Annotated in this window: 17 protein-coding genes and 1 pseudogene; 10 read left to right on the top strand and 8 right to left on the bottom strand. The window is 65.8% G+C overall.

The features are described from left to right. Nucleotides 1-415: 415 nt before the first annotated feature. The 4 genes and pseudogenes from WS95_RS12275 to WS95_RS33205 form a co-directional block, all read left to right on the top strand. Nucleotides 416-1,563 (top strand): IS3 family transposase gene (locus WS95_RS12275; protein WP_155294437.1). Its coding sequence is split into 2 segments (ribosomal slippage): nt 416-656 and nt 656-1,563, totalling 1,149 coding nucleotides; the frame shifts between segments, so codons are not numbered across the junction. 41 nt (nt 1,564-1,604) lie between these two features. Further along, the gene (locus WS95_RS12270; protein WP_257139740.1) at nt 1,605-2,039 is read left to right on the top strand and encodes a hypothetical protein; all 435 of its coding nucleotides are present in this window, start codon (nt 1,605-1,607) and stop codon (nt 2,037-2,039) included. 2 nt (nt 2,040-2,041) lie between these two features. After that, complete coding sequence (locus WS95_RS12265) at nt 2,042-2,476, top strand: tetratricopeptide repeat protein (protein WP_034206982.1); 435 nt, start codon at nt 2,042-2,044, stop codon at nt 2,474-2,476. Nucleotides 2,477-2,793: 317 nt separating this feature from the next. After that, nucleotides 2,794-3,000: pseudogene (locus tag WS95_RS33205) on the top strand (anti-phage ZorAB system protein ZorA); the annotation flags it as partial. Nucleotides 3,001-3,326: 326 nt separating this feature from the next. Here WS95_RS33205 and glmS read toward each other — a convergent pair. The 7 genes from glmS to WS95_RS12225 all read right to left on the bottom strand — a co-directional run bounded on the left by glmS (nt 3,327) and on the right by WS95_RS12225 (nt 13,253). Then, entirely contained in the window at nt 3,327-5,144 is a 1,818-nt protein-coding gene (glmS, locus tag WS95_RS12255) for a glutamine--fructose-6-phosphate transaminase (isomerizing) (protein ID WP_034206983.1), read from the bottom strand. A 49-nt stretch (nt 5,145-5,193) separates the two neighbouring features. Further along, complete coding sequence (locus tag WS95_RS12250) at nt 5,194-6,282, bottom strand: hypothetical protein (protein WP_034206984.1); 1,089 nt, start codon at nt 6,280-6,282, stop codon at nt 5,194-5,196. Between the two features lie 93 nt (nt 6,283-6,375). After that, nucleotides 6,376-8,514 carry a polysaccharide deacetylase family protein gene (locus WS95_RS12245; RefSeq protein ID WP_059824056.1) on the bottom strand — a complete coding sequence of 713 codons (2,139 nt, stop codon included), beginning with the start codon at nt 8,512-8,514 and terminating at the stop codon, nt 6,376-6,378. 330 nt (nt 8,515-8,844) lie between these two features. Continuing rightward, a complete protein-coding gene (locus tag WS95_RS12240; RefSeq protein WP_059824054.1) occupies nt 8,845-9,618 on the bottom strand; it encodes a hypothetical protein in 774 nt (257 codons plus the stop codon). 13 nt (nt 9,619-9,631) lie between these two features. Next, nucleotides 9,632-10,681, bottom strand: coding sequence for a YaiO family outer membrane beta-barrel protein (locus WS95_RS12235; protein ID WP_059824052.1), 1,050 nt, complete (start codon nt 10,679-10,681; stop codon nt 9,632-9,634). A gap of 10 nt (nt 10,682-10,691) precedes the next feature. After that, nucleotides 10,692-11,687 (bottom strand): polymer-forming cytoskeletal protein, encoded by a 996-nt coding sequence (locus WS95_RS12230; protein ID WP_059824050.1) that lies wholly within the window; start codon nt 11,685-11,687, stop codon nt 10,692-10,694. 3 nt (nt 11,688-11,690) lie between these two features. After that, a complete protein-coding gene (locus WS95_RS12225; protein ID WP_059824048.1) occupies nt 11,691-13,253 on the bottom strand; it encodes a glycosyltransferase family 2 protein in 1,563 nt (520 codons plus the stop codon). 1,184 nt (nt 13,254-14,437) lie between these two features. Between WS95_RS12225 and wecB the strand changes: the two genes are divergently transcribed. The 5 genes from wecB to WS95_RS12200 all read left to right on the top strand — a co-directional run bounded on the left by wecB (nt 14,438) and on the right by WS95_RS12200 (nt 22,045). Further along, entirely contained in the window at nt 14,438-15,655 is a 1,218-nt protein-coding gene (gene wecB / locus WS95_RS12220) for a non-hydrolyzing UDP-N-acetylglucosamine 2-epimerase (protein ID WP_034206990.1), read from the top strand. Nucleotides 15,656-16,106: 451 nt separating this feature from the next. After that, entirely contained in the window at nt 16,107-16,568 is a 462-nt protein-coding gene (locus WS95_RS12215) for a (2Fe-2S)-binding protein (protein WP_034206991.1), read from the top strand. Then, nucleotides 16,565-18,889 carry a xanthine dehydrogenase family protein molybdopterin-binding subunit gene (locus WS95_RS12210; RefSeq protein WP_059824046.1) on the top strand — a complete coding sequence of 775 codons (2,325 nt, stop codon included), beginning with the start codon at nt 16,565-16,567 and terminating at the stop codon, nt 18,887-18,889. The genes WS95_RS12215 and WS95_RS12210 overlap by 4 nt, the downstream gene beginning before the upstream one ends. Nucleotides 18,890-19,092: 203 nt before the next feature. Continuing rightward, nucleotides 19,093-20,922 (top strand): acyl-CoA dehydrogenase, encoded by a 1,830-nt coding sequence (locus WS95_RS12205; protein ID WP_059824044.1) that lies wholly within the window; start codon nt 19,093-19,095, stop codon nt 20,920-20,922. Nucleotides 20,923-21,064: 142 nt separating this feature from the next. After that, entirely contained in the window at nt 21,065-22,045 is a 981-nt protein-coding gene (locus WS95_RS12200; protein ID WP_059824042.1) for an NADPH:quinone oxidoreductase family protein, read from the top strand. 159 nt (nt 22,046-22,204) lie between these two features. Here the strand turns inward: WS95_RS12200 and WS95_RS12195 are convergent, their stop codons facing one another. After that, on the bottom strand, nt 22,205-22,771 hold the full coding sequence (locus WS95_RS12195) for a PadR family transcriptional regulator (protein ID WP_179950192.1): 567 nt from the start codon (nt 22,769-22,771) through the stop codon (nt 22,205-22,207). Nucleotides 22,772-22,921: 150 nt separating this feature from the next. On the opposite strand from WS95_RS12195, the gene WS95_RS12190 reads away from it, so the two are divergent. After that, the gene (locus WS95_RS12190; RefSeq protein ID WP_059824039.1) at nt 22,922-24,946 is read left to right on the top strand and encodes an oxidoreductase; all 2,025 of its coding nucleotides are present in this window, start codon (nt 22,922-22,924) and stop codon (nt 24,944-24,946) included. The last annotated feature ends 44 nt before the right edge of the window (nt 24,947-24,990 follow it).

The following is a 24,990-nucleotide window of genomic DNA, read 5'->3' as shown; positions in this document are numbered from 1 at the left end:
ACCGGGACTAATTCTGGTTCAGGGTCACAAGCCGGAAATCTCCACTTCCGACCGGGACTAATTCTGGTTCAGGGTCACAAGCCGGAAATCTCCACTTCCGACCGGGACTAATTCTGGTTCAGGGTCAGTTCACTGGAGAGAAAGAGTTTGAGTACAAGGGCAACTGGTATCCGCTTAAAGACGCTGATATGGCGCACCAAACGGACGCGGTTACCTGGTGGAACAATGTTGGGCGAGAGTATGGGGCGAAAGCTCCAGAGGTTCGTGCATGGATGCTCGATTCTAAGAATTACGATTTGCAACCATACTGGGTCAACAGATCCCTTGGTGCTAAACTGGGTGAACGTTATCTGTAGTGGCCTAATGAACCCGGACACTGATTTAGGCGAGAATGCTCGCCATGGAGAGGTGTCTGATGCCGAAGCAACGTCGTTCGTTTTCCCCCGAGTTCAAACAGCAAGCAGCCAGCCTGGTGCTTGACCAAGGCTATAACTTTTCAGAGGCGAGCCGTTCGGTCGGCGTCGGCGAGACGGTGCTGCGCCGCTGGGTGCGGCAATTTCAGATGGAACGCCAGGGCAAGGCAATCACGCCGGATCAACAGCGTATTCAGGAACTCGAGGCGCGTATCGAACGCCTCGAGCGTGAGAAGGCCATTTTAAAAAAGGCTACCGCGCTCTTGATGTCGGAAGGCATCGAACGTACGAAGTAATTGATCAGATTGGAGCAAGCGAATCGGTCGAGCTGATCTGCGCGGTATTCGACGTGTCGCGGTCCTGCCTGTATGCCCACCGAGGGCGAGCCCGACGTGTTGATGCCGAGCGAATGGCACTGCGTAGCCGGGTACACGAGCTGTTCATCGAGAGTCGAAGCTCAGCCGGCAGTCGCAGCATCATGGGCATGATGCGCGAGGAAGGTACGGCGATTGGCCGCTTCAAGGTCAGCCGCTTGATGGAAGAGCTGGGGTTGATTTGCAAGCAACCCGGCAGTCACGCGTACAAACAGGCGACGGTTGAGCGGATCGATATCCCGAACCATCTCAACCGTCAGTTTGAGGTTGGTGCGCCGAATCAGGTCTGGTGCGGCGACATCACGTATGTCTGGGCACAAGGCCGTTGGCATTATCTGGCGGTCGTGCTCGACCTGTTCACGCGGCGAGTTGTCAGTTGGGCTTTCTCGACACGCCCGGACGCCGATTTGGTCGTGCGGGCGTTGGAAATGGCCTACGAGCAACGAGGCCGACCGCAGGGGTTGTTGTTTCACTCGGACCAGGGCGGCCAATACGCAAGCCGGAAGTTCCGTCAGCGTCTGTGGCGCTACCGGATAAAGCAGAGCATGAGCCGTCGTGGAAATTGCTGGGACAATTCCCCGATGGAGCGGCTGTTCCGCAGCTTCAAGACGGAATGGCTGCCGTCAGTGGGTTACATGTCGGCGCAGGAAGCACACCGGGATATCAGTCACTACCTGATGCATCGGTACAACTGGATACGGCCGCATCAGTTCAACGACGGACTGGCGCCGGCTGTCGCGGAAGAAAAACTTAACGCAGTGTCCGGAATCAGTTGACCACTACAATCTACCCCCATTGAAGTAAGGTGCATATGGCCATGAAGCTACCAGAAGAACTGACCAAAGACGTATACGCTTACGGTGCGGCGGGTCGGGAAGCTTGGAAGAAGGGAGACATCGCGGAAGCCGAGGTAAATTTCACAAAGGCGTGGGAGATTTTGCCCGAGCCTAGAGAGCAATACGACCTCGCGCAGTCGATGACACGTGGATTCGTCGTTTTTTATCGCGATACTAAACAGTTTGATAAGGCTGTTCACTGGTTGGCAGAAATGAAAAAGGCGTACGGTTCTGGAGCCGGCCCGGATCTGACAATCGGCTTTCTTAGCGGAACAGTGTATTTTGAAGCCGGCGATCTAGATAAATCCGCTGAATTTTTTGTGCCGCTGTATGAGCAATTTGGAAACAGACCATTTTCCGGTGAGGATAAGAAGTATCTCGAATTCGCAAAGCGTGCATCGAAGGGAAGAAAATAAAGATGGCCAGGCTTCCCAAGAAAATCCAAGATGAGTTAGATGCTCTCTCGGAGCAGGGTAATGTCTTGTGTGATGCATCGAAGTTCGACGAAGCGATTCAGCGATGGAGTGCAGCTCTCGAGTTGCTTCCCGAACCTCGCGTTGATTGGGAAGCGTACACGTGGCTTTCCGCATCGATTGGTGATGCGCAATATCAGCTCGAAGAGTTTGAGGCAGCGCGACAGAGCTTCTTTGATGCGCTCAATGGCCCCGGCGGACAGGAGAACCCCTTTGTACACTATCGATTGGGGCAAAGTCAGGTCAGTCTCGGAGACGAGGAGCAGGGAGTCGCCAGTTTACTAAAGGCGTACATGCTCGATGGCGAAGAGATTTTCGACGAGGACGACGAGGGCGAAAAGTATTTGCAGATGTTGCGTGATAGAAAGCTTGTCGGTTGATCCATCAAACCTTGTACTGCGTGAACTTTGGGGTAGTCCGCGATAAGGGTTGCAGGCGCTTGTAATTGGAAGGAAGTTGTCGCGGGCGGCGCGACTAGGACGGGCTTGTGGCGAAATCATTCGATGTGTCACAAGCGTAGTGGGAGCGGCTGGCGTTCTTGAGGCTGCGCGTCTATTTCACCGGCGGGCTGCGACGCTTCGACATCGGTGCACGTTGCGGCACCATAGCGGCGGCTTCGCGCGATTTAGAGAGCGGTCAGGACATCGTGCCAAAGAACCTCGATCGTGACTTGGCCAGCCGCTGTCACCGGCCAGCCCGCATCAGGTGTTGGCGCTCGACAGCGCTAGCTGAGACTTTTTTCACGGATCAGGCAATCGTCGACAGTCGCTTGAAGACGGACTTCTTCAAGCATCTCCCCGGGGTGCTCACGGGCCTGGGGATCATCGGAACCTTCCTCGGCCTCATCAAGGGTCTCGTGCATTTCGATGTGAGCGTCGACCCGGCGGCGGCCCAAGCCTCTGTCTGGTGAGGTGGAGGCTGCTGCAGCATTTCTACTCAATGCCTCTCCACAGCCTAAGGAGATCGGGGCGAAAGCGGTAATGCGATTGGACGCGCTGACGGTGCGGTAACAGCATTTACTGAGAATGGGGAGGTGTATTCTGTTGGTGTGAGGAATCAACTTTCGAGCGATGTTCGTGGAATTAAGATCGGTTACAAAAAAGACGCGGTCATTCGTGTCTTGGGGAAGACGGATAGGTAGTAAACCGTTCATGACGGTATTGATCGTTGGTTTTATGATGCAAAGACGTTCATGAGAGTGGATTTTAATCTGAATCAAAGAACCGCCCATCACTCCACCGTCACCGATTTCGCCAGATTCCTCGGCTTGTCGATATCCGCACCCCGCAAGCACGCCGCGTGATACGCGAGCAGTTGCAACGGCACGACGTGCAGAATCGGCGACAGCAACCCGTAGTAGTCCGGCATTCGCAGCACCGACACGCCTTCACCGTTGTCGATCCGCGTATCGGCATCCGCGAACACATAAAGCTGCCCGCCGCGAGCTCGCACTTCCTGCATGTTCGACTTGAGCTTTTCGAGCAACGCGTCGTTCGGCGCGATCGTGGCGACGGGCATCGTATGCGTGACGAGCGCGAGCGGCCCGTGTTTCAGCTCGCCGGCCGGATACGCTTCCGCATGGATATACGAGATCTCCTTCAGCTTCAGCGCGCCTTCGAGCGCGATCGGGTAGTGCAGCCCGCGCCCGAGAAACAGCGCGTTTTCATGTCGCGAGAATTCCGCCGCCCAGCGTGCAACCTGCGGCTCCAGCCCCAGCACGTCTTCGAGCGCGCCGGGCAGGCGCCGCAACTGCATCGTGTAGCGCGCGAGCTGCGCGTCGTCGACGTAGCCGCGCAGCCGCCCGAGCGTGACGGCGAGAATGAACAGCGCGACGAGCTGCGTCGTGAACGCCTTGGTCGACGCGACGCCGATTTCCGGGCCGGCCCGTGTCAGGAAGCGCAAGCCGGTCTGACGCATCATCGCGCTGGTCGGCACGTTGCAGATCGCCAGCGTGTCGATGTGGCCGAGCGCCTGCGCATACTTGAGCGCGGCGAGCGTGTCGGCGGTCTCGCCGGATTGCGACACACTGACCACCAGCGTATTCGGCATCGCGAGCGCGTCGCTGTAGCGGTATTCACTCGCGATCTCGACCTGCGCGGGGATGCGCGCGATCGTCTCGAGCCAACGGCGGGCAGTCAGGCCTGAATAGTGGCTCGTGCCGCACGCGAGGATCAGCACGTTGTCGATCTGCTCGAACGCGCGCGCGGCGTCCGGGCCGAATACCGCGGGATCGAACAGCCCTGCATCGGGGATGGTCGCGGCCACGGCTTGCGGCTGCTCGAAGATTTCCTTCTGCATGAAGTGCCGGTATGGCCCGAGTTCGACCGCGCCTTGCGCGGACGAAACGGTTTGTATCGCGCGTTCGACCGGCGCGCCGGTGCGATCGAGCACCCGCACGCCACCCGGCGTCAGTTCGACGATGTCGCCTTCCTCGAGAAATATGAAGCGGTCGGTGATGCCCGCGAGCGCGAGCGCGTCGGACGCGAGAAAACATTCGCCGTCCTTCACGCCGACGACGAGCGGCGAGCCGGCGCGCGCGCCGATCAGACGCTGCGGCTCGTGCTTGCTGAACACCGCGATCGCATAGGCGCCGTGCAGTTGCGAGGTCGCATCGCGTACGGCGGCGAGGAGGTCGCCGCGGTACTTGCTGTGGATCAGATGCGCGACCACTTCGGTGTCGGTCTGCCCGTCGAACTCGTAATGCGCGTCGGAAAGTTGCTTGCGCAACGTTTCGTGGTTCTCGATGATGCCGTTGTGAACCAGCGCGATTTCGTCGCGCGAGAAGATCGGATGCGCGTTGCAGGTGGCGGGCGCGCCGTGGGTTGCCCAGCGCGTGTGCGCGATGCCGGTGCTGCCGGTCAGGCCGGCGCTGCGCACGTGAGCGTCGAGATCGGCGACGCGCGACATGCTGCGCTCGCGGCGTGCCTGGCCGTCGACGACCGTCGCCACCCCGCATGAATCGTAGCCGCGATATTCGAGGCGGCGCAGACCTTCGATCAGAATCGGGACGATATCCCGTTGCGCGACCGCGCCGACGATGCCACACATGACCCGTCTCCTTCCCTGTAGATGTCCCCGGACCGTGCGCGTGCGTGGATCAGCGCGACGCGGTCTCCGTCGCCGCCGCCGTCGTGAAACCGCATTGAGCGGGCGCGACCGGGTCGGCCATCCGGCTTTCGAATGCCAGGTAAAGCGCCTCCTCCAGTACGTTCCAGTGCGCGCCGTGCCGGTACGGGCCCGATCGCGCATGCCAGCACGCGACCGTGTTCCTGTCGTTCATCTTGAAGGCGACCAGTGCGATCAAGCCCCATGGATAATCGGAGCCGGCGAGTTGAAGCCAGGTCTTTCCGTACTTCTGCATCCACTGCGCGTAGATCGTCTCGTTCGATTGTTCGGGAACCTGAATGCCGGACAGGAGCGGAAAGATTTGCGCGACTTTCGCCGGATAGAACGTCGTGTCGCTGATGCGCTGCGTGCTCGCGCGAAATCCGGTCTGCATGCCGCGCCAGAACACCTTCAGGATCGCGGACGCGAGCCGGTCGGCGCGCTGGCTCCACGGGCCGGCGCGCGCGTAGTCGGCATGCCGGACGTAATACGCCGCGAGCGCCCGGAACGCGCTGTGTACCTCGACGTTGTCCATCAGCAACGCGACGTGCAGCGTCGACGAGATCTGATAAACGCCGGTGGGCTTGCCGAGCAGCGTGTCGAGATGCGCACCTGCGCGATTGAGGCTGAGTTCCCATGCGGCAGGCAGACCGTCGGGCGGCGCGAAGCGGGCGAGGAGTTCGATCCAGGTCGCCATCATCGCGTCGTCGGCGTCGGCCTCGGCACAGGCGCTGTACTGGCCGTTCTTCACGCAGTAGCGGTCGAACCCGCCGTCCGGACGCTGGCGCGGCAACAGCCACGCGATCCATGCAAGCGCGGCCTGACGGGCGTCGAGCCCGGCATCGGCGGCGCCGAGCAGCGCTTTCGCCGCGAAGTAAGGATCGATGCCGGAACCGTTCAGGCGTACGGTGATCGCGCCGTCGGGGCGCTGGTAGAGTCCGTTGAGCTGGAGTTCGGCGGCGTCCGCATGCAGCGCGACGCCGCATGCGGCGACACAGCAGGCGACGCACCACCGGCGGCATAGCCGGGCGGTGGCCGCCGCGCGTGCGCGTGCGGCCGGGAAAAGCGCGGGCCGGTTCATGATCTGGAGGCTCCTGCGCGGTGGTCCTGCGCAAATCCCGCCGGGTGCGGTGTTGGCCGCGTCGCGCGCCGGCGGGTGTGTCGAGGTCGCGGCTCAGTGCACCTTGGCGCTGGTGAACGTGAGACTGGTGCCGCCGTTCGCGGTCACGAGCCAGTAGGTCGCGTCGGTGATGACGACGCTGCCGCTGCCTTGCGTGATCGACGGCAGTGCGAAGCCCTTCTTCGGCAGCAGCCACGTCATGTTCGCGAGGCTGGTCGGGTGGCTGGCGGCGAACGTCCAGCCGCTGCCCGTGTCGGTGGCCGACCATGTGACGTTCAGGCGTGCGCGGTCGAAGACCGTGATGTCACTCATCGTGTACCACTTGAACTGACCCGTCAGTTTCAGCGTATTGGCTTGCGAGAAGATCGCAGACAACGTCGACGTGTAGGACGACGCACCGAGCGGGTGCGCGTAGATCAGCCGGCTCGTGCGGTTCGCGACGACGAAGTTCATCAGGGATGCGTACCAGTTGTTCACGTCGCTCGTCGGCACTGCGTACTGCTGGAACTCCTCGAACGTCGCGTACTTGCCGAACGGCATCACCGGGTACGCCCACAGGCCCGGGTTCAGCAGTGCGCCGTTGCGGTATGCGCGGGTCGGCGGCGAGCCGGTGTGGCCGGTGAAGTAGTAGCCGTTGAAGCCGTTGCTTTCGAGCCAGTTGACCGACCAGGTCGGCGTGTTGCCTTCCGGCGCCGCATACTCGACATCGGGCAAGCCCGTCGCGGCCTGAACGGCCTGGTGATTCATCACCAGATACTGCGTGAACGTGCTCGCGTTCGTTTCGCTCGCATTCGCCCCCCAGTAATCGTGGATCCAGCCGCCGTGGCTGCCGACGTGCTGGCCCTTGCTCACGAAATACTTGACGAGACTCTGCGCGGTGGGGTTGTTGGCGAGGTTGATGCCGTTGCCGTCGCCGAATGCCGCTTCGTCGGGGCCGGCCGTGATGACGAGCGAGAACGGCCCGTTGTTCCAGACGCCGAGGCTCTTCAGGTAAAGCGCCGGCTGGATCTGGTCGCCCGCGCAGAAGTGCCAGTTGAATACGAGACCCGCCATTGCCTTCGGCAGCGGCGACAGCGACGCCAGGTTCAGCATCTGCGTGCCGAAATAATGCAGGTAGCCGTGGATCAGCATGCCGTCGGTTTGGCCGTCGAGGTAGGCGAGCGGCAGGTTGACGAACAGCACGCCGCCGTTGCCGTACGTGTTGTAGCCGGACACCAGCCCGAAGGTCGGCGAGGTCAGGATCGTCGTGCCGGTATACGTCCCCTGCGTGACGAAGCTCGGATAAGTGAGAAAACCGTATACGTAGCCGGAGATGCCTTCGAGCGTGTCGGTGGTCGTCGACAGCGTCGACGCGAGCGTGCTGGCCGTCTTTCCGGTCGACGTGCTCAGGAGAGAGTTGGCGGTATACGTCGTGGTCTTCTTCAGCTTGCCGGTGACGGTGCCGGTCAGCTTCGGGGCCGTCTGGTTCAGTACGCCGCTGCCGGTGGGCGGCGTCGTGTACTGGAACCATGCCGAGTGGTTGTAGTTGGCGAGGCCCCCGGGGTTCGACCGGCTGGCGGTCAGAAACTGCGCGCTGCCCGACGTCGAATTCGTCGACGTGCCCGCGGTGCTCGTCGATGCGAGCGCGCTCGCCGTCGTGGTGGACGACGAAGCGGTGGTCCACGCCATCGACTTGCCGGGGGGCACCTGGAGCGTACGCAGCCAGCTGCTCATGCCGGTCACGTTGCCGAGGCCGATCATGTTGCCGCCGTATTGGTCATACAGCACGTAATCCACACCGACCATGCTGCTGAAGCGCGATTTCGGGCTGACGTAGAAGCCGGCCGCATTCAGCACGCCGAAATCGTAGACGAGCATCACCTTGCCGCCGTTCAGCGCATAGTTCTGGATCGCCGTCACGAGCGTGTCGTCGGCCGTCGTATGCACCTGGTCGGGCAGGATCAGGCCCGGATACTGCGACAGCGACGCGCCGGCCGCCATGAACTGGCTGTCGGTCATCACCTTGATCTGCAGCCCTTCCTCCTGGGCACTGTCGAGCCATGCCGACACGCGCGAATCGGGCAGCGTCAGCGTGTCGGGCACCAACAGGAGAAGCTGGTTGCTGGCTGCCCGAGCGCCGCCCGGACTGAATGCGAACGCGAGCGCGAACAGCGCGAGCAGGATCCGCAAGAACTTGCCTGACTTTGCCAACATGGTGTGCTCCTCGCTCAAGGAATGGGGGCGTGCGGCAGCCGGAATGCGGTGTCGCCAGGTCGACCAATCCAGCCCCGTAGGTGTGTGCGGCTGTCCGGTTCGTCGGGTATCGAGCAGTGCGTGTAGACGGCGGCCGGATTGCGCCCATGCGCCGCCCTGCCGCGCTGCCTTCGCCGGTGAGAGGACTCGATGCGACGTATCCAACGAAGCGAACAACGTGCCATTGGCGCAGGAAGCCCGGTTCTGCTGGCTTCCTGCGATAAGGGTCGCGCGGCGCGTTCGGAAACACGGCGGAATCGTTTCATCGCTGATACGGCGCGTTTGGACGCGCTATCGGCAGACGGAATCGCGATCGCGCGTCAGCGCGCCGGGCCAGCTTGCGCAGTAGGTATAGAGCGTCACCAGCAGGCCGATCAGCAGCGGGCCGCCGAGCAGGAAATAGCAGAACGGCAGGAACAGCAGCGAGCCGTGATGGATGATGGTCGCGTGCAGCAGCATCACGAACGGCAGCGCGAACACGAAGTAGCCGAGCACCAGCAGCGACGCGACGGTCTTTTGCGGCAGCGAGAAATCGAGCGGGTAGTACAGCGCGGCCATGACCAGCGGGACCAGCGCGATCGCCGCGCCGTGCAGCACGAACATGTCGCGCAGATGCAGTTGCGGGACATACGGGAACGTGCCGGGCGCGAGCCAGAAGTACGCGCAGATCAGCAGTTGGGCGAAGCTCGCGATACGTAACAGATATGCAACAGGCAACCAGTTCGTCCGCCGGATGAAAGATGCGGCGAAGCCGGTCGCACAGAGCGCGGCGGTGGCGGCCAGCAGTGTGTCGCCCGGCATGCGGGCGGCGACGTCGATCGACAGCAGCGGCACGCGCGGCGCATCGGGCGGATAGCCGATCACGATCACATGAAGCGCCGGATCGATCTGCTGCGCGCCCCACGCCATGACCGCGCGCCAGTAGCGCCACGCGAGCGGCAATCCGAACCACAGCGACGCGTACAGCGCGGGCGTCAGCAGCGCGATCGACGAAAGCCAGCGTTGCGGGTACGCGTGGGTGCGCAGCGAACGATCGACGGGAGGACGGACCGGATGCGTGTGCATGGCGCCCGCCCGGTTACCAGCGATAGAAGACGCTGAGCTCGCCGCCGATTCGTGAGTAGTACGGGTTGTGGTAATAGGCGAATTCGAGTTGCGTTCCCCACTTGCGCGTGAACCAGTAGCGCCATTTCGCGGTGATCTCGTGGCTGCGGAAATCGGCGATCTGCGTGCCGGAACCGGTGACCTGGTACGCTTCGCGGCCGACGCCGCCGCGCAGCACGATCACGCTCTTGCCGACTTCGCCGTAGGTGACGGCGCCGTAGTAGGCGGGCGCCTTCACCGATCCGGGCGAATCGACCGTATAGTTCGCGCCCGCCTCGAAAATCCACTTCGGCAATGCATACCAGATCACGCCGGCGTGATAGAGCTGATCGCGGTGGCCGCTGCGGTTCCACGCGTAGCCGGCGCCGAGCGACACGACCAGCGAACGATCGGACAATAGCTTGCGATTGATCGATACGTCGACGCGCGCACTTGGCAGGATCGTGCCCGACGTGGTGCCGGAAAAGCCGATTCCGCCGAACCAGTCGGGGCCGAGGTCCTGCACGTAGGTCAGCGCGCCGAGCTGCGTGTTCTCGCCGAAGCGGTGCAATTGCGCCAGTTCGCCGAGCACGGTGCGCCCGCCATCCTGATAGACGCCGCGCAGATGGACGCCGTACCAGTCGCCGTAGCCGTGCGTCAGGTGTGCGCTCGAATAGCCGAGCGACAGTTCGGTGTGCGATTCCTGCGGCGCCTGCACATGTGTGACGATTGCATCGGGCAGCGGCGGCCGGTTCGTATCCTCGGGCGTGAACTCGGCGAGCGGCACGCCGTCCGGCAGGCCTTCGGCGTCCACGCGCACGAACATCGATTCGTCGCGTGGTCGCGGCGTGATGACGATGGCGGAGGCCGGAGGTGGTACGGCTGGTTCGGCTGGTTCGGCTGGTTCGGCGGGTACGGCCGGCATGGCGGCGACATCGTCCGGCTGCTCCGCCAGCGCCGCGGGCGCGCCGAAGGCGACGCCGCACAGCATCGCGAGGGTGGCAACCGGCACGCGCGGGCCGCGATGGCTGGGGCGATCGGACATGAGGCGCTCCTTAACGGGACGTGTGGAACCAGCCGCTGCGCCACGCAACGAGATCGCCATGCACGCACGCATGATCGACGACCGAGACGTCGCGCGCGCACGCACTGACCGGATGTCCGGCGACGCCGATGCGCGCACCCGTCAGCCGCAGCAGGCCGCCGGCCGACACGACGCCGTCGATGCAGCTCGCGTTGGCGAGCAACACGTCGTCGCGCGCGAATACCGCGCCGTGCAGCAACGCGTGACGCTCGAGTTCGACGCGATGCGCCTTGACGCTGCCGCGCAGCACGCAGCCTTCGCCGAGGACGAGCGTCCCTTCGACGATCAGGTTGCCTTGCACGACCGTATGCGCGGGCAGGCGAACGTCGCACGGCAGCAGGTAACGACCGTGCAGGAAGCGATGCGGCAGCGATGCGAAGTGGCGGGTGAGCGAGACTGCGCGGCGCGGGGCGGCCGGTGTGTCCGCGGGTCGCGCGCGGGGCACCGCGCCGAAGACGATCGGCTCGCCATACAGGCACGCGAAGCCGCCGGCGCCGCGCAGGCGCAGCGTGCCGCCGACCACGGCGCCACGGAGCACCGCGTCGTCGATGTCGATCAGCGGCGCATGCGCGAGCGTGCCGATCGTCGCGCCGGCGCGGATGTCGATGTGCTCGTCGGCGAACGCGTAGGCCGCTCGCGCGCCATCGTCGAGCGTGATCGCGCGGCTGGCGTAGAGCACGTCGTCGCGATGCGCGTCGCGTGCGACATGGATCGCCTCGTCATGCTGGACGGCCAGCCCGAGCGCTTGCCAAGGCGGCGCGACGGACGCATCCGCCGGTGGCGTGCCGGCCACGTGCGCGCGCAGCGCGTCGTGCCAGCGCGCGGCGAGCAGCGCCTGATCGACGAACGGCCCGTCGCCGATCGGCAGCGCCGCGACGTCGCTGCGCCGGATCAGTTCATGCAGCATCGGCAGGAACGGCAGGGTGAGCACGCCGGCCACCGGCACCATCACGTTGAAGGTCGTCATCGCTCATCGCTCCGGTTTCAACTGTCGGCGAAAACGCTCGGTCTTGTCCCATTTCAGCTCGCGGCGGAACGCGGCGTCGAGCGCGAGTCCCCAGAGTGCGGAGACGACCGCCGCAATCGTCACGCAAAAGCCGACGACGTTGACCGGCACGAGCCGCAGGCGCGTCGCGCGGCCGTCGAGCCGCGCGGCGACGACGATCTCGAAGAACACGCCGAAGTTGCCGAAGGTGCTGAACGAGAACAGCGCGAACAGCGACAGGAGCAGACCGAGGGTGGTCGAGTTGACGCCGTTGAACAGGTAGAGCGCGAGCGCGGCGCTCCATGCGAGCGCGAGCAGCGCCGGCATCGCGAACACGCCGAGCAGCAGCGCGCCGTCGAGCCGGCAGCGCCGCGAGATCAGCGGATTGCGCAGCACCGGGACCAGATGGCGCAGCATCGTCTGGTTGTGGCCCTTCGCCCAGCGCGTCAGTTGCCGGGCGCGGACGGCCCAGCGCTCCGGCACTTCCTCGTAGCATTCGGCGTGGTTCAGGTAGACCGTGCGCCAGTCGCTCAGCAGCAGCCGGTAGGTCATGTCGGTATCTTCGGCGAGCGTGTCGTCGCACCAGCCGCCCACGGCGTCGAGCGCGCCCTTGCGGATGCCGCCGACCGTGCCGCCGTACTGCGGCACCAGGTTGAGATTGTTGCGCGCTTGCTGATTGACCTGGTAGCCGCCCGCGCGCTCGAGATCGAGCAGCCGCGCGAGCAGGTTGCTGTCGGCGTTCTGCGGCACGACGCGGCCCATCACCGCGCCGACTTCCGGATCGAAGAACGGCGCGACCAGTTCCTTCAGCAGCCCCGGACGCGGCAGGTAGTCGGCGTCGAATACCACCATGATGTCGCCGCGGATGAAGCGCAGCGCGTCCTTCAGCGCGGCTGCCTTGCCCGGCTTGCCGGTATCGCGGTGAAACGGCCGGATCAGCTCGGGCGCGAGTGCCTGGACTTCGTCGATCAATGCGCGCGTGTTGTCGGTCGAGCGGTCGTTGACCGGGACGATCGTCAGCCGGTCGCGCGGATAGGTCGTGGCCAGCAGCGCCATCAGGCAGTCGACGATGACGGTTTCCTCGTTGTGGGCGGCGACGAAGACCGTGAGCCGCGGCCAATCGCCGTGGGTCATCGTCCGGTAGGGCGCGCGCTGCGGCTTGAACAGGCGGTCGAGGCTGAATACGTAATGCCGTGCGGCATACCCGCACGTCAACAGCGTGAACAGCCACAGATACGCGACGCACGGCATCAGCAGCAGTTCGGGGTCGAACGTGACGTCCGGCGTGGCGGCGGACGGCGGAGCGAGCGACGCATCGGGATCGGGCGAGGCCGGTGCGGCGGGCGGGAGCGTCGCGCTGTCGAGCGCGGTGCGCTCCATCGCGATCCGGGTGGTTGCGGCGTGGGAGGCGTGTGCGGCGGGCAAGTCGAACCGGGCCGGTTCGGCGATCGCTTGCGATGCGGTGTCGCGCACGATCAGCGAGCAGGCAAGCACGATCAGCAGCAGGATGCCTTGCTCGCAGCGTGACGCCATCCGCGTTTGCTTCATGTTCTGGTCCCCGTGCCCGCAGCGACGACCGATGAGAGCAGAAGGCGCTCCGTGGATCGCGCGGATGTCAATGGGAAGCGGTCGCGCATTCGTCGCACTGGGGCGGTGATCGGTTGCCCCCGGACGGACGCGTGGCGTCGCCTCCCGGCTTCGTTGCTGTGGCGTCCCCATCTGTCTGCTGCGATGCGAGTGCTTCGGGACGCACCCGTCTGACGTTAAGCAAGGCGTGAGCCATCTGCCGCGATGCCCCGCGCAGCAAGGGGTCGCGCGCGGGGAACGGATGCGGCAGGCGTGCAGTCGACGCGTTTTGATTCACCGACGAATCAGCGTGCGCGCGTTGCATCAGCCGCTGGCGGTCAATCGCACGCAGCGAGCAGGTCGCGCGGCGACCGGGTCGTCGTGCCCGTCGACGTCGCCGTGCCGGGTGCGGCTTGGTGCGACTGACCGCCGTGCATCGTGCATCGTGTGCGCGTCAGTCGAGCGGTCGGAACGGGAACCGCCGTCACATGCGACGAATAGACGGGACTCCGATGTATTTTCGGATTTCGGCTCAGCGTTACACATTCGCAACATTTCCCGCCGCCGCGATTCGTGTGACGCAAGCCCCGTCGGGTGGCGGGAAATCCGGTGCGCGCGACGGTAGTCGACGCTCGGGTGCGTGCCGTGCACTGCACAGACGAAAGTGGCGAATCGAGGCGACGCAAAGCGCGTCGAAAGGTATACGCGATTGGCTTCGTCATGGGCGCTCGACATGCACGTGCGATTCATCGGACGACGTCGTCGGACGGACCGCGCGAGCGTCCGGCCGTTTGTCGTCGTCGTGTCGAAGCGGAGATGCGAGTGTCCGTAGCAGTTGTGAAACATTCCGTAACGCACCGTCCGTACGCGATGGCCGTGCAACGATGCAGGCCGGGATGCGGGCCGGCTGGTTTGAATATTGCTGTAGTGGGAGGACGTGACGCTCGACACGGCGAGGAACGGCTCATGACGTGATCGATTCAATGCAACGGGACGCCGGTAGCACGACGATTCGCGCGGCCCGGACCGCGCGGACGAGGCAGCGCGCTCGCCCCGCAACACCGCCGCGTGTCGATCACACGCGGGTACGGGATGCGCCGCCCGAATACATGCTTCGCGCCGTGTGCTGGATCGCCGGGCACGAAGCGGCTAAAACGAGGATAACGATGAAGAAGATCTTGCTTGTGTTCGGGACTCGGCCGGAGGCCATCAAGATGGCACCGCTGGTGCGTGCGCTGAAGGTGCAAGCGGACGTCGACGCCCGGGTATGCGTGACCGCGCAGCATCGGGAAATGCTCGACCAGGTGCTGACGCTGTTCGACATCAAGCCCGACTACGATCTCAACCTGATGCGGCAAGGCCAGACGCTGACCGACGTGACGACCGGCATTCTTCAGGCGATCGGCATCGTCTTCGACGAATTTCGGCCGGACGTCGTGCTGGTACACGGCGACACGACGACCACGCTCGCGGTGAGCCTGGCGGCGTTCTATCGCTATCTGCCGGTCGGTCACGTGGAGGCCGGCTTGCGCAGCGGCGACATCTGGTCGCCGTGGCCGGAGGAGCTGAATCGCCGCGTGACCGATGCGGTGTCGTCATGGCATTTCGCGCCGACCGGGCTGGCGCGCGACAACCTGCTGAGCGAGGGCGTACCGGGCGGCGCGGTGTCGCTGACCGGCAATACCGTGATCGATGCGTTGCACGAGGTCAAGCGCATGCTCGATCGCACCGCCGCGCTGTCGGACAGGATCGCCGCGTACTTCCCGTTTCTCGAACCGTCGCGGCGCGTCGTGCTGGTCACCGGCCACCGCCGGGAAAGTTTCGGCGAACCGTTCCGGCATTTCTGCGATGCGCTGTGCACGCTGGCGGGCCGCTATCGCGATGCGCAGTTCGTCTATCCGCTGCATCCGAACCCGAACGTGCGGGAGCCGGCGCGCGCGCGGCTCGGCGATATTCCCAATATCTACCTGATCGAGCCGCAGGAATATCTTTCGTTCGTATTCCTGATGTCGAGAGCGCATTTCATCATCACGGATTCGGGCGGCATTCAGGAAGAAGGGCCGGCGCTCGGCAAGCCGGTGCTCGTCACGCGCGAGACGACGGAGCGGCCCGAGGCGATTCAGGCCGGTACCGCGCGGCTCGTCGGCACCGATCGGGACAGGATCGTCTGGGAGGCGTCGCGGCTGTTCGATAGCGAGAGCGCATACGAGGAAATGTCGCGTGCGAGCAATCCATACGGCGACGGCCATGCGAGCGAGCGGATCGTTCATGCGCTGATGCGTACGCCCGGGGCGCCCACGAAGACGACGAGTTTCTCGATGGGCGCCACGGAGATGCCGTTCAACGCGCTCACGCTCGGGCTGCAGGCGTTGCGGTCGCCGTGACGCGGATCGCGCGGTAGCCCGCTCCGGCGCGTTCGGCGTGAACGTCGGGCATCCGGTCCGGCCGCAAGGTCGGGCGATGCTCGCACGTGACGACCCGAAGCGCATTTCCCCGACGCATTCAAAGTCATGCCACCGACACGTCCCGTTCCGGGGCGTGCTTTCTCCCCGTTTGCCCGAAACGCCCGAATCGCGCCGATCCGACGCCGAATCCGAAATGGTTCGATAATGCGGACGGCGATCCATGCGGACGAACGGCTGACCGGAGCGAGATTGAAAGGTTGCGCAGGCAACCGGCCGACAGCGGCGTTCGCGGCATCTGCCCGACCGTGCCTGCACGCGACACGGTCGACGAAACGGCGCCACGCCTGCCTGATCGTCCGGAACGTGAGCCGCGCCGTTCGAATCCCCACCCGATGCCTGCCCGGCGGGCGTCGCAACCAGGAGGTGAACGATGATCACGCTGACCGTCAACGGTAGCGAGCAGCACTTCGACGGCAATCCCGACATGCCGTTGCTCTGGTATCTGCGCGATGTGCTCGGCCACACCGGCACCAAGTTCGGCTGCGGGATGGCGCTGTGCGGTGCGTGCACCGTGCATCTCGACGGCGTGGCGATCCGGTCGTGCATCACGCCGGTCGCGGCGGCGTCGGGCAAGCGCGTGACGACGATCGAGGGGCTGTCGACGGACCTCACGCATCCGCTGCAGCAGGCGTGGCAGGAGTTGAACGTCGCGCAATGCGGCTACTGCCAGTCCGGGCAGATCATGCAGGCCGCGTCGCTGCTGAAGACGAATCCTCATCCGACCGACGCCGACATCGACGACGCGATGTCCGGCAACATCTGCCGCTGCGGCACCTATACGCGCATTCGCGCGGCGATCAGGCTTGCCGTGCGCCGAGGGGGTGACGCATGAGCGCGCCCGAACTCTCCGTTCGCAACGAAAGCCGTCGCGCGCTGCTGCTCGGTTTCGCGTCCGGCGGGCTGTTGCTCGCGTTCGGCGTGCCGTCGCTCGCCCACGCGGCTGCCCCGGTGCAGCCACCCGTCAGCGCGAATCCGCAGTATGGCGGCGCGGGGATGCCGCACGGACTGCGCGACGATCCGAACCTGTTCGTTGCGATCGCAACGGACGGCACCGTCACGGTGACCTGCATCCGCTCCGAGATGGGACAGGGCGTGCGCACGAGCGTCGCGCTCGTGGTGGCCGACGAGCTGGGCGCGGACTGGGCGCGCGTGAAGGTCGCGCAAGCGGTCGGCGACGAGCCGCGCTACGGCAACCAGAACACCGATGGATCGCACAGCCTGCGCCAGAGCTTCGCCGCGCTGCGCCGCGCGGGCGCGGCCGCACGCACGATGCTCGCGCAGGCGGCGGCTGCCGTGTGGGGCGTCGACGTGGGTCGGGTGAAGGTGACGGTGCACGAGGTCGTCGATACCGGGAGCGGGCGCAAGCTCGGCTTCGGCGAGCTGTCGGCGAAAGCGGCCGCGCTGCCGGTGCCGGATACGAAGACGCTCGCGTTGAAGGCGCCGGCCGAGTTCCGCTATATCGGCAAGGGCAAGACGGCGTTGATCGACGGACGCGACATCGTCGGCGGCCGTGCGCGGTACGGGATCGATACGCGGCTCGACGGCATGCTGTATGCAGTCGTCGCGCGACCGCCGGCCTACGGCGACACGGTCGGGTCGTTCGACGCATCGGCCGCCGAGAAGCTGCCGGGTGTCGTCAAGGTCGTGCAGCTGGCGTCGGCGCCGCTGCCGTCCGGTTTTCAGCCGCTCGGCGGGGTGGCCGTCATTGCGCGCGATACGTGGACGGCCATCCAGGCACGCGCGCAGTTGAAGATCGACTGGAAGCGCGGGCAGCATGCGGACTACGACTCGGCTGCGTATCGCAAGACGCTCGAAGCGGCCGCCGCGCAGCCGGGCGACGTGATCCGCGACGACGGCGACGCGGCCGCCGCGCTTGCCGGCGCCGCGAAACGCGTGCGTGCGACGTACTACGTTCCGCATCTCGCGCACGCGACGATGGAGCCGCCCGCGGCCGTCGCGCGGGTGGCCGACGGCCGCTGCGAAGTGTGGACCTGCACGCAGGCGCCGCAGACCGCGCGCGACGAGGTCGCGAAGGCACTCGCGTTGCCGACCGAGCGCGTGACGGTCAACGTGACGCTGCTCGGCGGTGGCTTCGGCCGCAAGTCGAAGCCCGATTACGTGGTGGAAGCCGCGCTGCTGTCGAAGGCGGCCGGCGCGCCCGTGAAGCTGACGTTCACGCGCGAGGACGACATCGCGCACGACTACTTTCACGCGGTGTCGCTCGAAGCGTTCGACGGCGGAATCGATGCGTCGGGCAAGGTGATCGCGTGGCGGCATCGCACGGTCGCGCCGTCGATCCAGTCGACGTTTCGCGCCGGTGTCGTGCACGAGCAGCCGGGCGAGCTCGCGCAAGGCATCGCGGATCTGCCGTTCGCGATTCCGAACGTGCGGATCGAGAATCCGGCCGCGGAAGCGCACACGCGGATCGGATGGTTCCGCTCGGTGTACAACATCCCGCATGCGTTCGGCATCCAGAGTTTCGTGTCGGAGCTCGCGCATGCCGCCGGTCGCGATCCGAAGGATTTCCTGCTCGAACTGATCGGGCCTGCGCGGCGTTTCGAGCCGCACATCACGGTGAAGAACGTGAACTACGGCGAGGATCCCGCGCTGTATCCGGTCGATACCGGGCGCCTGCGGCGCGTGGTCGAGACGGTCGCGCGCGAAGCCGGGTGGGGGCGCAAGCTTCCGAAGGGGCACGGGCTCGGGATCGCCGCGCATCGCAGCTTCGTGTCGTATACGGCCGCGGTGTGCGAGGTGCAGGTCGGTGCGGACGGCAGGATTTCGGTGCCGCGCGTCGACATCGCGATCGACTGCGGGCCGCAGGTCAATCCTGAACGGGTACGCTCGCAGCTCGAGGGCGCCGTCGTGATGGGGCTTGGCATCGCGCTGCACGGCGAGATCACGTTCAAGGACGGCCGTCCGGAGCAGAGCAACTTCAACGGCTTCCAGGTGCTGAGAATGAACGAGGCGCCGCGCGACATCCGCGTGCATCTCGTCGCGCCGGACGATTTCGCGACGCCGCTCGGCGGGGTCGGCGAGCCGGGCCTGCCGCCCGTTGCGCCGGCGCTGACCAACGCGATCTTCGCGGCGACCGGCACGCGCATCCGCAGCCTGCCGATTGCCGATCAGCTCGCGAAACCGCAGGCGGGTTGACGCGGTAACCGTCCCGCGCCGGGCCGCATCGTGCGGCCCGGCCCCCCTCTCGACGCCCTGAACACCCGACCCATGATTCGTGTGAACCGGCCCTGACGCACGACGTTGTCGTTTGCGAACGACCGTGCTAAATTCCTGCCAGCACTTGCAGTCACGCAACCCTACATTCGGCTGACATGGCCGGTAGCCCGGGAGGCAGCACGATGAGTCTGTTGATGTCGCGACGCGATCTCGCGTTCCTGCTGTATGACTGGCTCGACGCCGAGGCGCTCGCCGCGCTGCCGCGCTACGCGGAGCACGGTCGCGAGACTTTCGATGCGGTGCTCGACACCAGCGAGCGGATTGCCGAAGACCTGTTCGCACCGCACGCGGCGCGCGGCGACCGCGAGGAGCCGCGGTTCGACGGCGAACGCGTGACGCTGATCCCGGAGGTCGAACCGGCCGTGCGCGCGTTCGCGGACGCCGGGCTGATCGCCGCGGGGCACGACGAAGCGCTCGGCGGCATGCGCTTGCCGAAACTGGTCGAAGCCGCGTCGTTCCTGTTCTTCCAGGCCGCGAACATCGCGACGGCCGCGTATCCGTTTCTGACCGTCGCCAATGCGAACCTGCTCGTCGCGCACGGCAGCGCCGCGCAGATCGACGCATTCGCCCGCCCGGAACTGGAAGGGCGTTTCCTCGGCACGATGTGTCTATCCGAACCGCAAGCCGGTTCGTCGCTGTCCGACATCGCGACGCGCGCCGATTTCGAACGCGATTCGCCGCTCGGCGCACGCTATCGGCTGACCGGCAACAAGATGTGGATTTCCGGCGGCGAGCACGAGCTGGCGGAGAACATCGTCCACCTCGTGCTCGCGAAGATTCCCGACGAACACGGCCGGCTGCCGCCCGGCACGCGCGGCATCTCGCTGTTCATCGTGCCGAAGTTCCTGACCGGCGCCGATGCCGACGCGAACGGCGAGCACAACGACGTCGTGCTCGCGGGGCTGAACCACAAGATGGGCTATCGCGGCACGACCAATTGCCTGCTGAATTTCGGCGAAGGGACGCGTTATCGGCCGCAAGGGCGTGCGGGCGCGATCGGCTACCTGGTCGGCCAGCCGAATCAAGGTCTGGCGTACATGTTCCACATGATGAACGAAGCGCGCATCGGGGTCGGCGCGGGCGCGGTGGCGCTCGGCTATACCGGTTATCTGCACGCGCTCGACTACGCGCGCAACCGTCCGCAAGGGCGCCCGCTCGGGCCTCGCGGCAAGGATGCGGCCGCGCCGCAGACGCCGATCGTCGACCATCCGGACGTGCGGCGCATGCTGCTCGCGCAAAAGGCTTACGTCGAAGGCGGTCTCGCGCTGATCCTGTATTGCGCGAGGCAGGTCGACGAAGCGCGCGCGCACGACGATGCGGCGGTGCGCGCCGATGCCGCGCGCCTGCTCGACATCCTGACGCCGATCGCGAAGAGCTGGCCGTCGCAGTGGTGTCTTGCCGCGAACGATCTCGCGATCCAGGTGCACGGCGGGTACGGCTACACGCGCGACTACGCGGTCGAACGGCTCTATCGCGACAATCGTCTGAATCCGATTCACGAAGGCACGCACGGGATCCAGGCGCTCGACCTGCTGGGCCGCAAGGTGAGTCAGGACGACGGCGCGTCGCTGCGCGCGCTCGATGTGCGGATCGGCGCGACCGTCGAGCGCGCGCGAGCGCTGGCTGCCGGTACGCGCGAGCAGGCCGATGCATTGGCCCGGCGTTGGACGAGGCTGTGCGACGTGACGCGCCAGTTGAGCGCGATCGGCGATCCGCAGACGCGGCTGGCGAACGCGAGCGTCTATCTCGAAGCGTTCGGCCATCTCGTCGTCGCGTGGCTGTGGCTCGACGTGACGCTCGCCGCGCACGGGCACGACGGCGATTTCCACGACGGCAAGCGTGCGGCGGCCCGTTACTTTTTCCGCTGGGAACTGCCGAAGGTGGATGCGCAGCTCGACCTGCTGTCGAGCGTCGACACGACGACGCTCGACATGTGCGACGCGTGGTTCTGAACGTGGTTTCAACGATATTCCGGAATACCGACGATCTTGCCGATGCCGATGGCCATCGCATGCGCGTCGTGAACCGGCCGCGCGGGGGTATCCCACCCACCGCACCGATGCGCGGCCACGCCGCGCAAGGAGACAGAAGCGCATGAAAGCCCTGTTGTGTACCGCATTCGGCCCGATCGATCGCTTGCGCATCGAGGACGTCGCGATTCCCGAACCGGCTGCCGGGCAGGTCCGGATCCGGGTGAAGGCGGCATCGCTCAATTTTCCCGACGCGCTGATCGTCCAGGGGCTGTATCAGGTGAAACCGGCGCTGCCGTTTTCGCCGGGCGCCGAGTTTGCCGGCGTGATCGACGCGGTCGGCGAGGGCGTCACCGCGTGGCGACCCGGCGATTCGGTGATGGCGTTTAGCGGACACGGCGGGTTCGCGGAGCAGTGCGTGGCCGATGCGCCCCAGCTCGCTGCGCTGCCGCCGGGCATGACGTTCGAGCAGGGCGCGGCGCTCGTGCTCGCCTACGGCACGTCGCTGCACGCATTGCAGCAGCGCGCGCGCCTGCAGGCGGGCGAGACGCTGCTCGTGCTGGGCGCGGCCGGCGGCGTCGGGATCGCCGCGATCGAAATCGCGAAAGCGCTCGGCGCACGCGTGATCGCGGCCGCGTCGAGCGCGGACAAACTCGCGCTGTGCCGCGAAGCGGGCGCCGACGAGACGATCGACTATGCGACCGAGGACCTGCGCCGCCGCGTCGACGAGCTGACCGGCGGGCGCGGCGCCGACGTCGTCTACGATCCGGTGGGCGGCGCGAGCAGCGAAGCGGCGCTGCGCGCGACCGCGTGGCGCGGCCGGTTCCTCGTGGTCGGCTTCGCGGCCGGCGAGATCCCGAAGATCGCGCTGAACCTCGCGCTGCTGAAGGAGCGCGACATTCTCGGCGTGTTCTGGGGTGATGCGGTGCGGCGCGATCCGGCGCAGCATGCCGCGAACATGCGGCTGCTCGCCGAATGGTTCGCGGCCGGCAAGGTGCGGCCCGCGATCACCGAGCGCGTGTCGCTGGCCGGCGCGGCCGACGCGATCGCGCGGATGGCGAACCGGCAGGTGAAGGGAAAGGTGGTGATTTTCCCGGACGCGTGATCCGGTTTCGCCGCGCGGCGATTCAACGCGGGCCGTGCGGCGGGTGTTTCACGAAAGCGGGCGCGGTGCGACCCGCGGTGAAGGCGTCGTGACCCGGCAGTCGGGCGCACGATGCCGCGCGGTGCCGAAACGAATGCCGCCCGTCCTTCGCCGGTGCCTTCAATCCTTCGGCAGGCGCAGCGTGTCGAGCGCATGCTGCGAAAACTCGACCCAGAACCGCTCGTTCGCGATGCCGGCCTGCAGCACCAGATGCTGCAGGCGCTTCGTGCGTGAAGCGCCGGCGGTCGAATCGCCCGCCGCCGGATCGCCGGCCGCCGAGAAATCACGCGCCTCGATCTGCAGATACACGTCCAGCTTTTCCTGATGAAGCGCGATGCGCCGCCGGATCTCATTCTCGAGGCCGGCCGGCCCGAGCACGGCTTCCGCGCGCAGGCGCACCATCAGCGCCTCGCGCAGCGGCGTCGGATCTTCCGGTTCGGCGATCCAGCGCCGCAATTCCTTCTTGCCGGCCGGCAGGATCCGGTACGCGCGCTTGCGGCCGCGGCCGGACTCGGCAGGCAGCGATTCGATCCAGCCCATTTCCTCGAGGCGCCCGAGTTCGCGATAGATCTGCTGGTGCGTCGCCTGCCAGAAATAGCCGATCGAGCGATCGAAACGGTCGGCGAGCTCGGACCCCGAACCGGGGCGTTCGGCGAGGGCGGTGAGAAGCGCGTGAGGCAGGGACATGTCGGATCGAAGGAGGCTGCGCAATGAACCGCATCTTGCCATATCGAGGCTGCAGCACAAACGGCAACGCACGTTTATGCAACATGTTGCATAAACGGAATCGACGGGCTACCATCCGTGCAACTTGTTGCATAAAAATGGAGACGCCCGATGACATCCCGTTACCCGCATTTGACGACCCCGCTCGAGCTCGGTTTCACGTCGCTCAGGAATCGTGTGTTGATGGGGTCGATGCATGTCGGTCTCGAGGAAGCGCCGAACGGCTTCGAGCGGATGGCCGCGTTCTATGCGGAGCGGGCGCGAGGCGAGGCCGGCCTGATCGTCACGGGCGGCTTCGCGCCGAACGAGCGCGGCCGTCCGGCGCCGGGCGGCGCGGTGCTGACGACCGAAGCGCAAGCCGAACGCCATCGCGTCGTGACGCGCGCGGTGCATGCGGAAGGCGGCAGGATCGCGTTGCAGATCCTGCATTTCGGCCGCTACGCGTATCACCCGGCGCTCGCGGCGCCGAGCGCGCTGAAGGCGCCGATCAACCCGTTCACGCCGCATGCGTTGAGCAGCGACGAGGTCGACGAGACGATCGCCGATTTCGTGCGCTGCGCGGCGCTCGCGCAGTACGCGGGCTACGACGGCGTCGAGATCATGGGATCCGAGGGCTACCTGATCAACGAATTCATCGCAGCACGCACGAACCATCGCGACGATGCGTGGGGCGGCGCGTACGACAACCGCATCCGCTTCGCGGTCGAGATCGTGCGGCGCGTACGCGAGCGCGTCGGCGCGAACTTCATCGTCATCTACCGGCTGTCGATGCTCGATCTCGTCGAAGGCGGCTCGACGCTCGACGAGGTGATCCGGCTCGCGCAGGCGATCGAGGCGGCCGGCGCGACGATCCTCAATACCGGCATCGGCTGGCACGAGGCGCGCATCCCGACCATCGCGGCCAAGGTGCCGCGCGCCGCCTACGCGTGGGTGACGCGGCAACTGATGGGCAAGGTCGGCATTCCGCTCGTCGCGACCAACCGGATCAATACGCCGGAAGTCGCCGAGCAACTGCTCGCCGACGGCTATTGCGACATGGTGTCGATGGCGCGACCGTTCCTCGCCGATGCCGAATTCGTCCGCAAGGCGCGGGAAGGGCGCGCGGACGAAATCAACACGTGCATCGGCTGCAACCAGGCGTGCCTCGACCATACGTTCAGCGGCAGGATCACGTCGTGCCTCGTGAATCCGCGTGCGTGCCATGAAACCGAGCTCGTGATCCGACCCGCGCCGCGGCCCAAGCGGATCGCGGTGGTCGGCGCCGGGCCGGCGGGCCTCGGCTTCGCGGTCACGGCGGCCGAACGCGGTCACGCGGTCACGCTGTACGAAGCCGGCGCCGAGATCGGCGGCCAGTTCAACCTCGCGAAGAAGGTGCCCGGCAAGGAGGAGTTCGACGAAACGCTGCGCTATTTCCGCCGGCAGATCGAATTGCGCGGCATCGCGCTGCACGTCGATACGCGTGCGACCGCCGAGATGCTGTTGCAGGGCGAATTCGACGAAGTGGTGATCGCGACGGGCATCGTGCCGCGCACGCCGCCGATCGACGGCGTCGAGCATCCGAAGACGCTCGGCTATCTCGACGTGCTGCGAGACGACAAGGCCGTCGGCCGCCGCGTCGCGATCGTCGGCGCGGGCGGCATCGGCTTCGACGTCGCCGAGTATCTCGTCCATCGCGACGGCGCCGAGCGGCCCGACGCAGACCGGTTCTTCGGCGAATGGGGCGTCGACAGGTCGTATGCGAATGCCGGCGGGCTTGCCCGCGCGCGGCCCGAGCCGGCGGCGCGGCATGTGCATCTGCTGCAACGCAAGGCGTCGAAGGTCGGCGACGGGCTCGGCAAGACCACCGGATGGATTCACCGCACGGCGCTGAAGGCGCGCGGCGTCGGGATGTCGTCGGCGGTCACGTACCGGCGCATCGACGACGACGGCTTGCACGTGACGATCGACGGCGTCGAGCAGACGCTGCCGGTGGACAACGTGGTGATCTGCGCGGGGCAGGAGCCGTCGCGCGAGCTGGCCGAGCAACTGCAGGCCGCCGGATGCCGCGTGCATCTGATCGGCGGCGCATGCGAGGCCGCCGAACTCGATGCGAAGCGTGCGATTCATCAGGGTACGACGCTGGCCGCGACCCTTTGATGCCGATTCGTTTTACGTTCCGTCCAACCTCGATGCTGGAGACT

This window comes from Burkholderia sp. MSMB1826 (genome assembly GCF_001526325.1).
In the GTDB taxonomy this organism is placed as follows: domain Bacteria; phylum Pseudomonadota; class Gammaproteobacteria; order Burkholderiales; family Burkholderiaceae; genus Burkholderia.
This window is presented reverse-complemented; position numbering and strand designations above follow the sequence as displayed.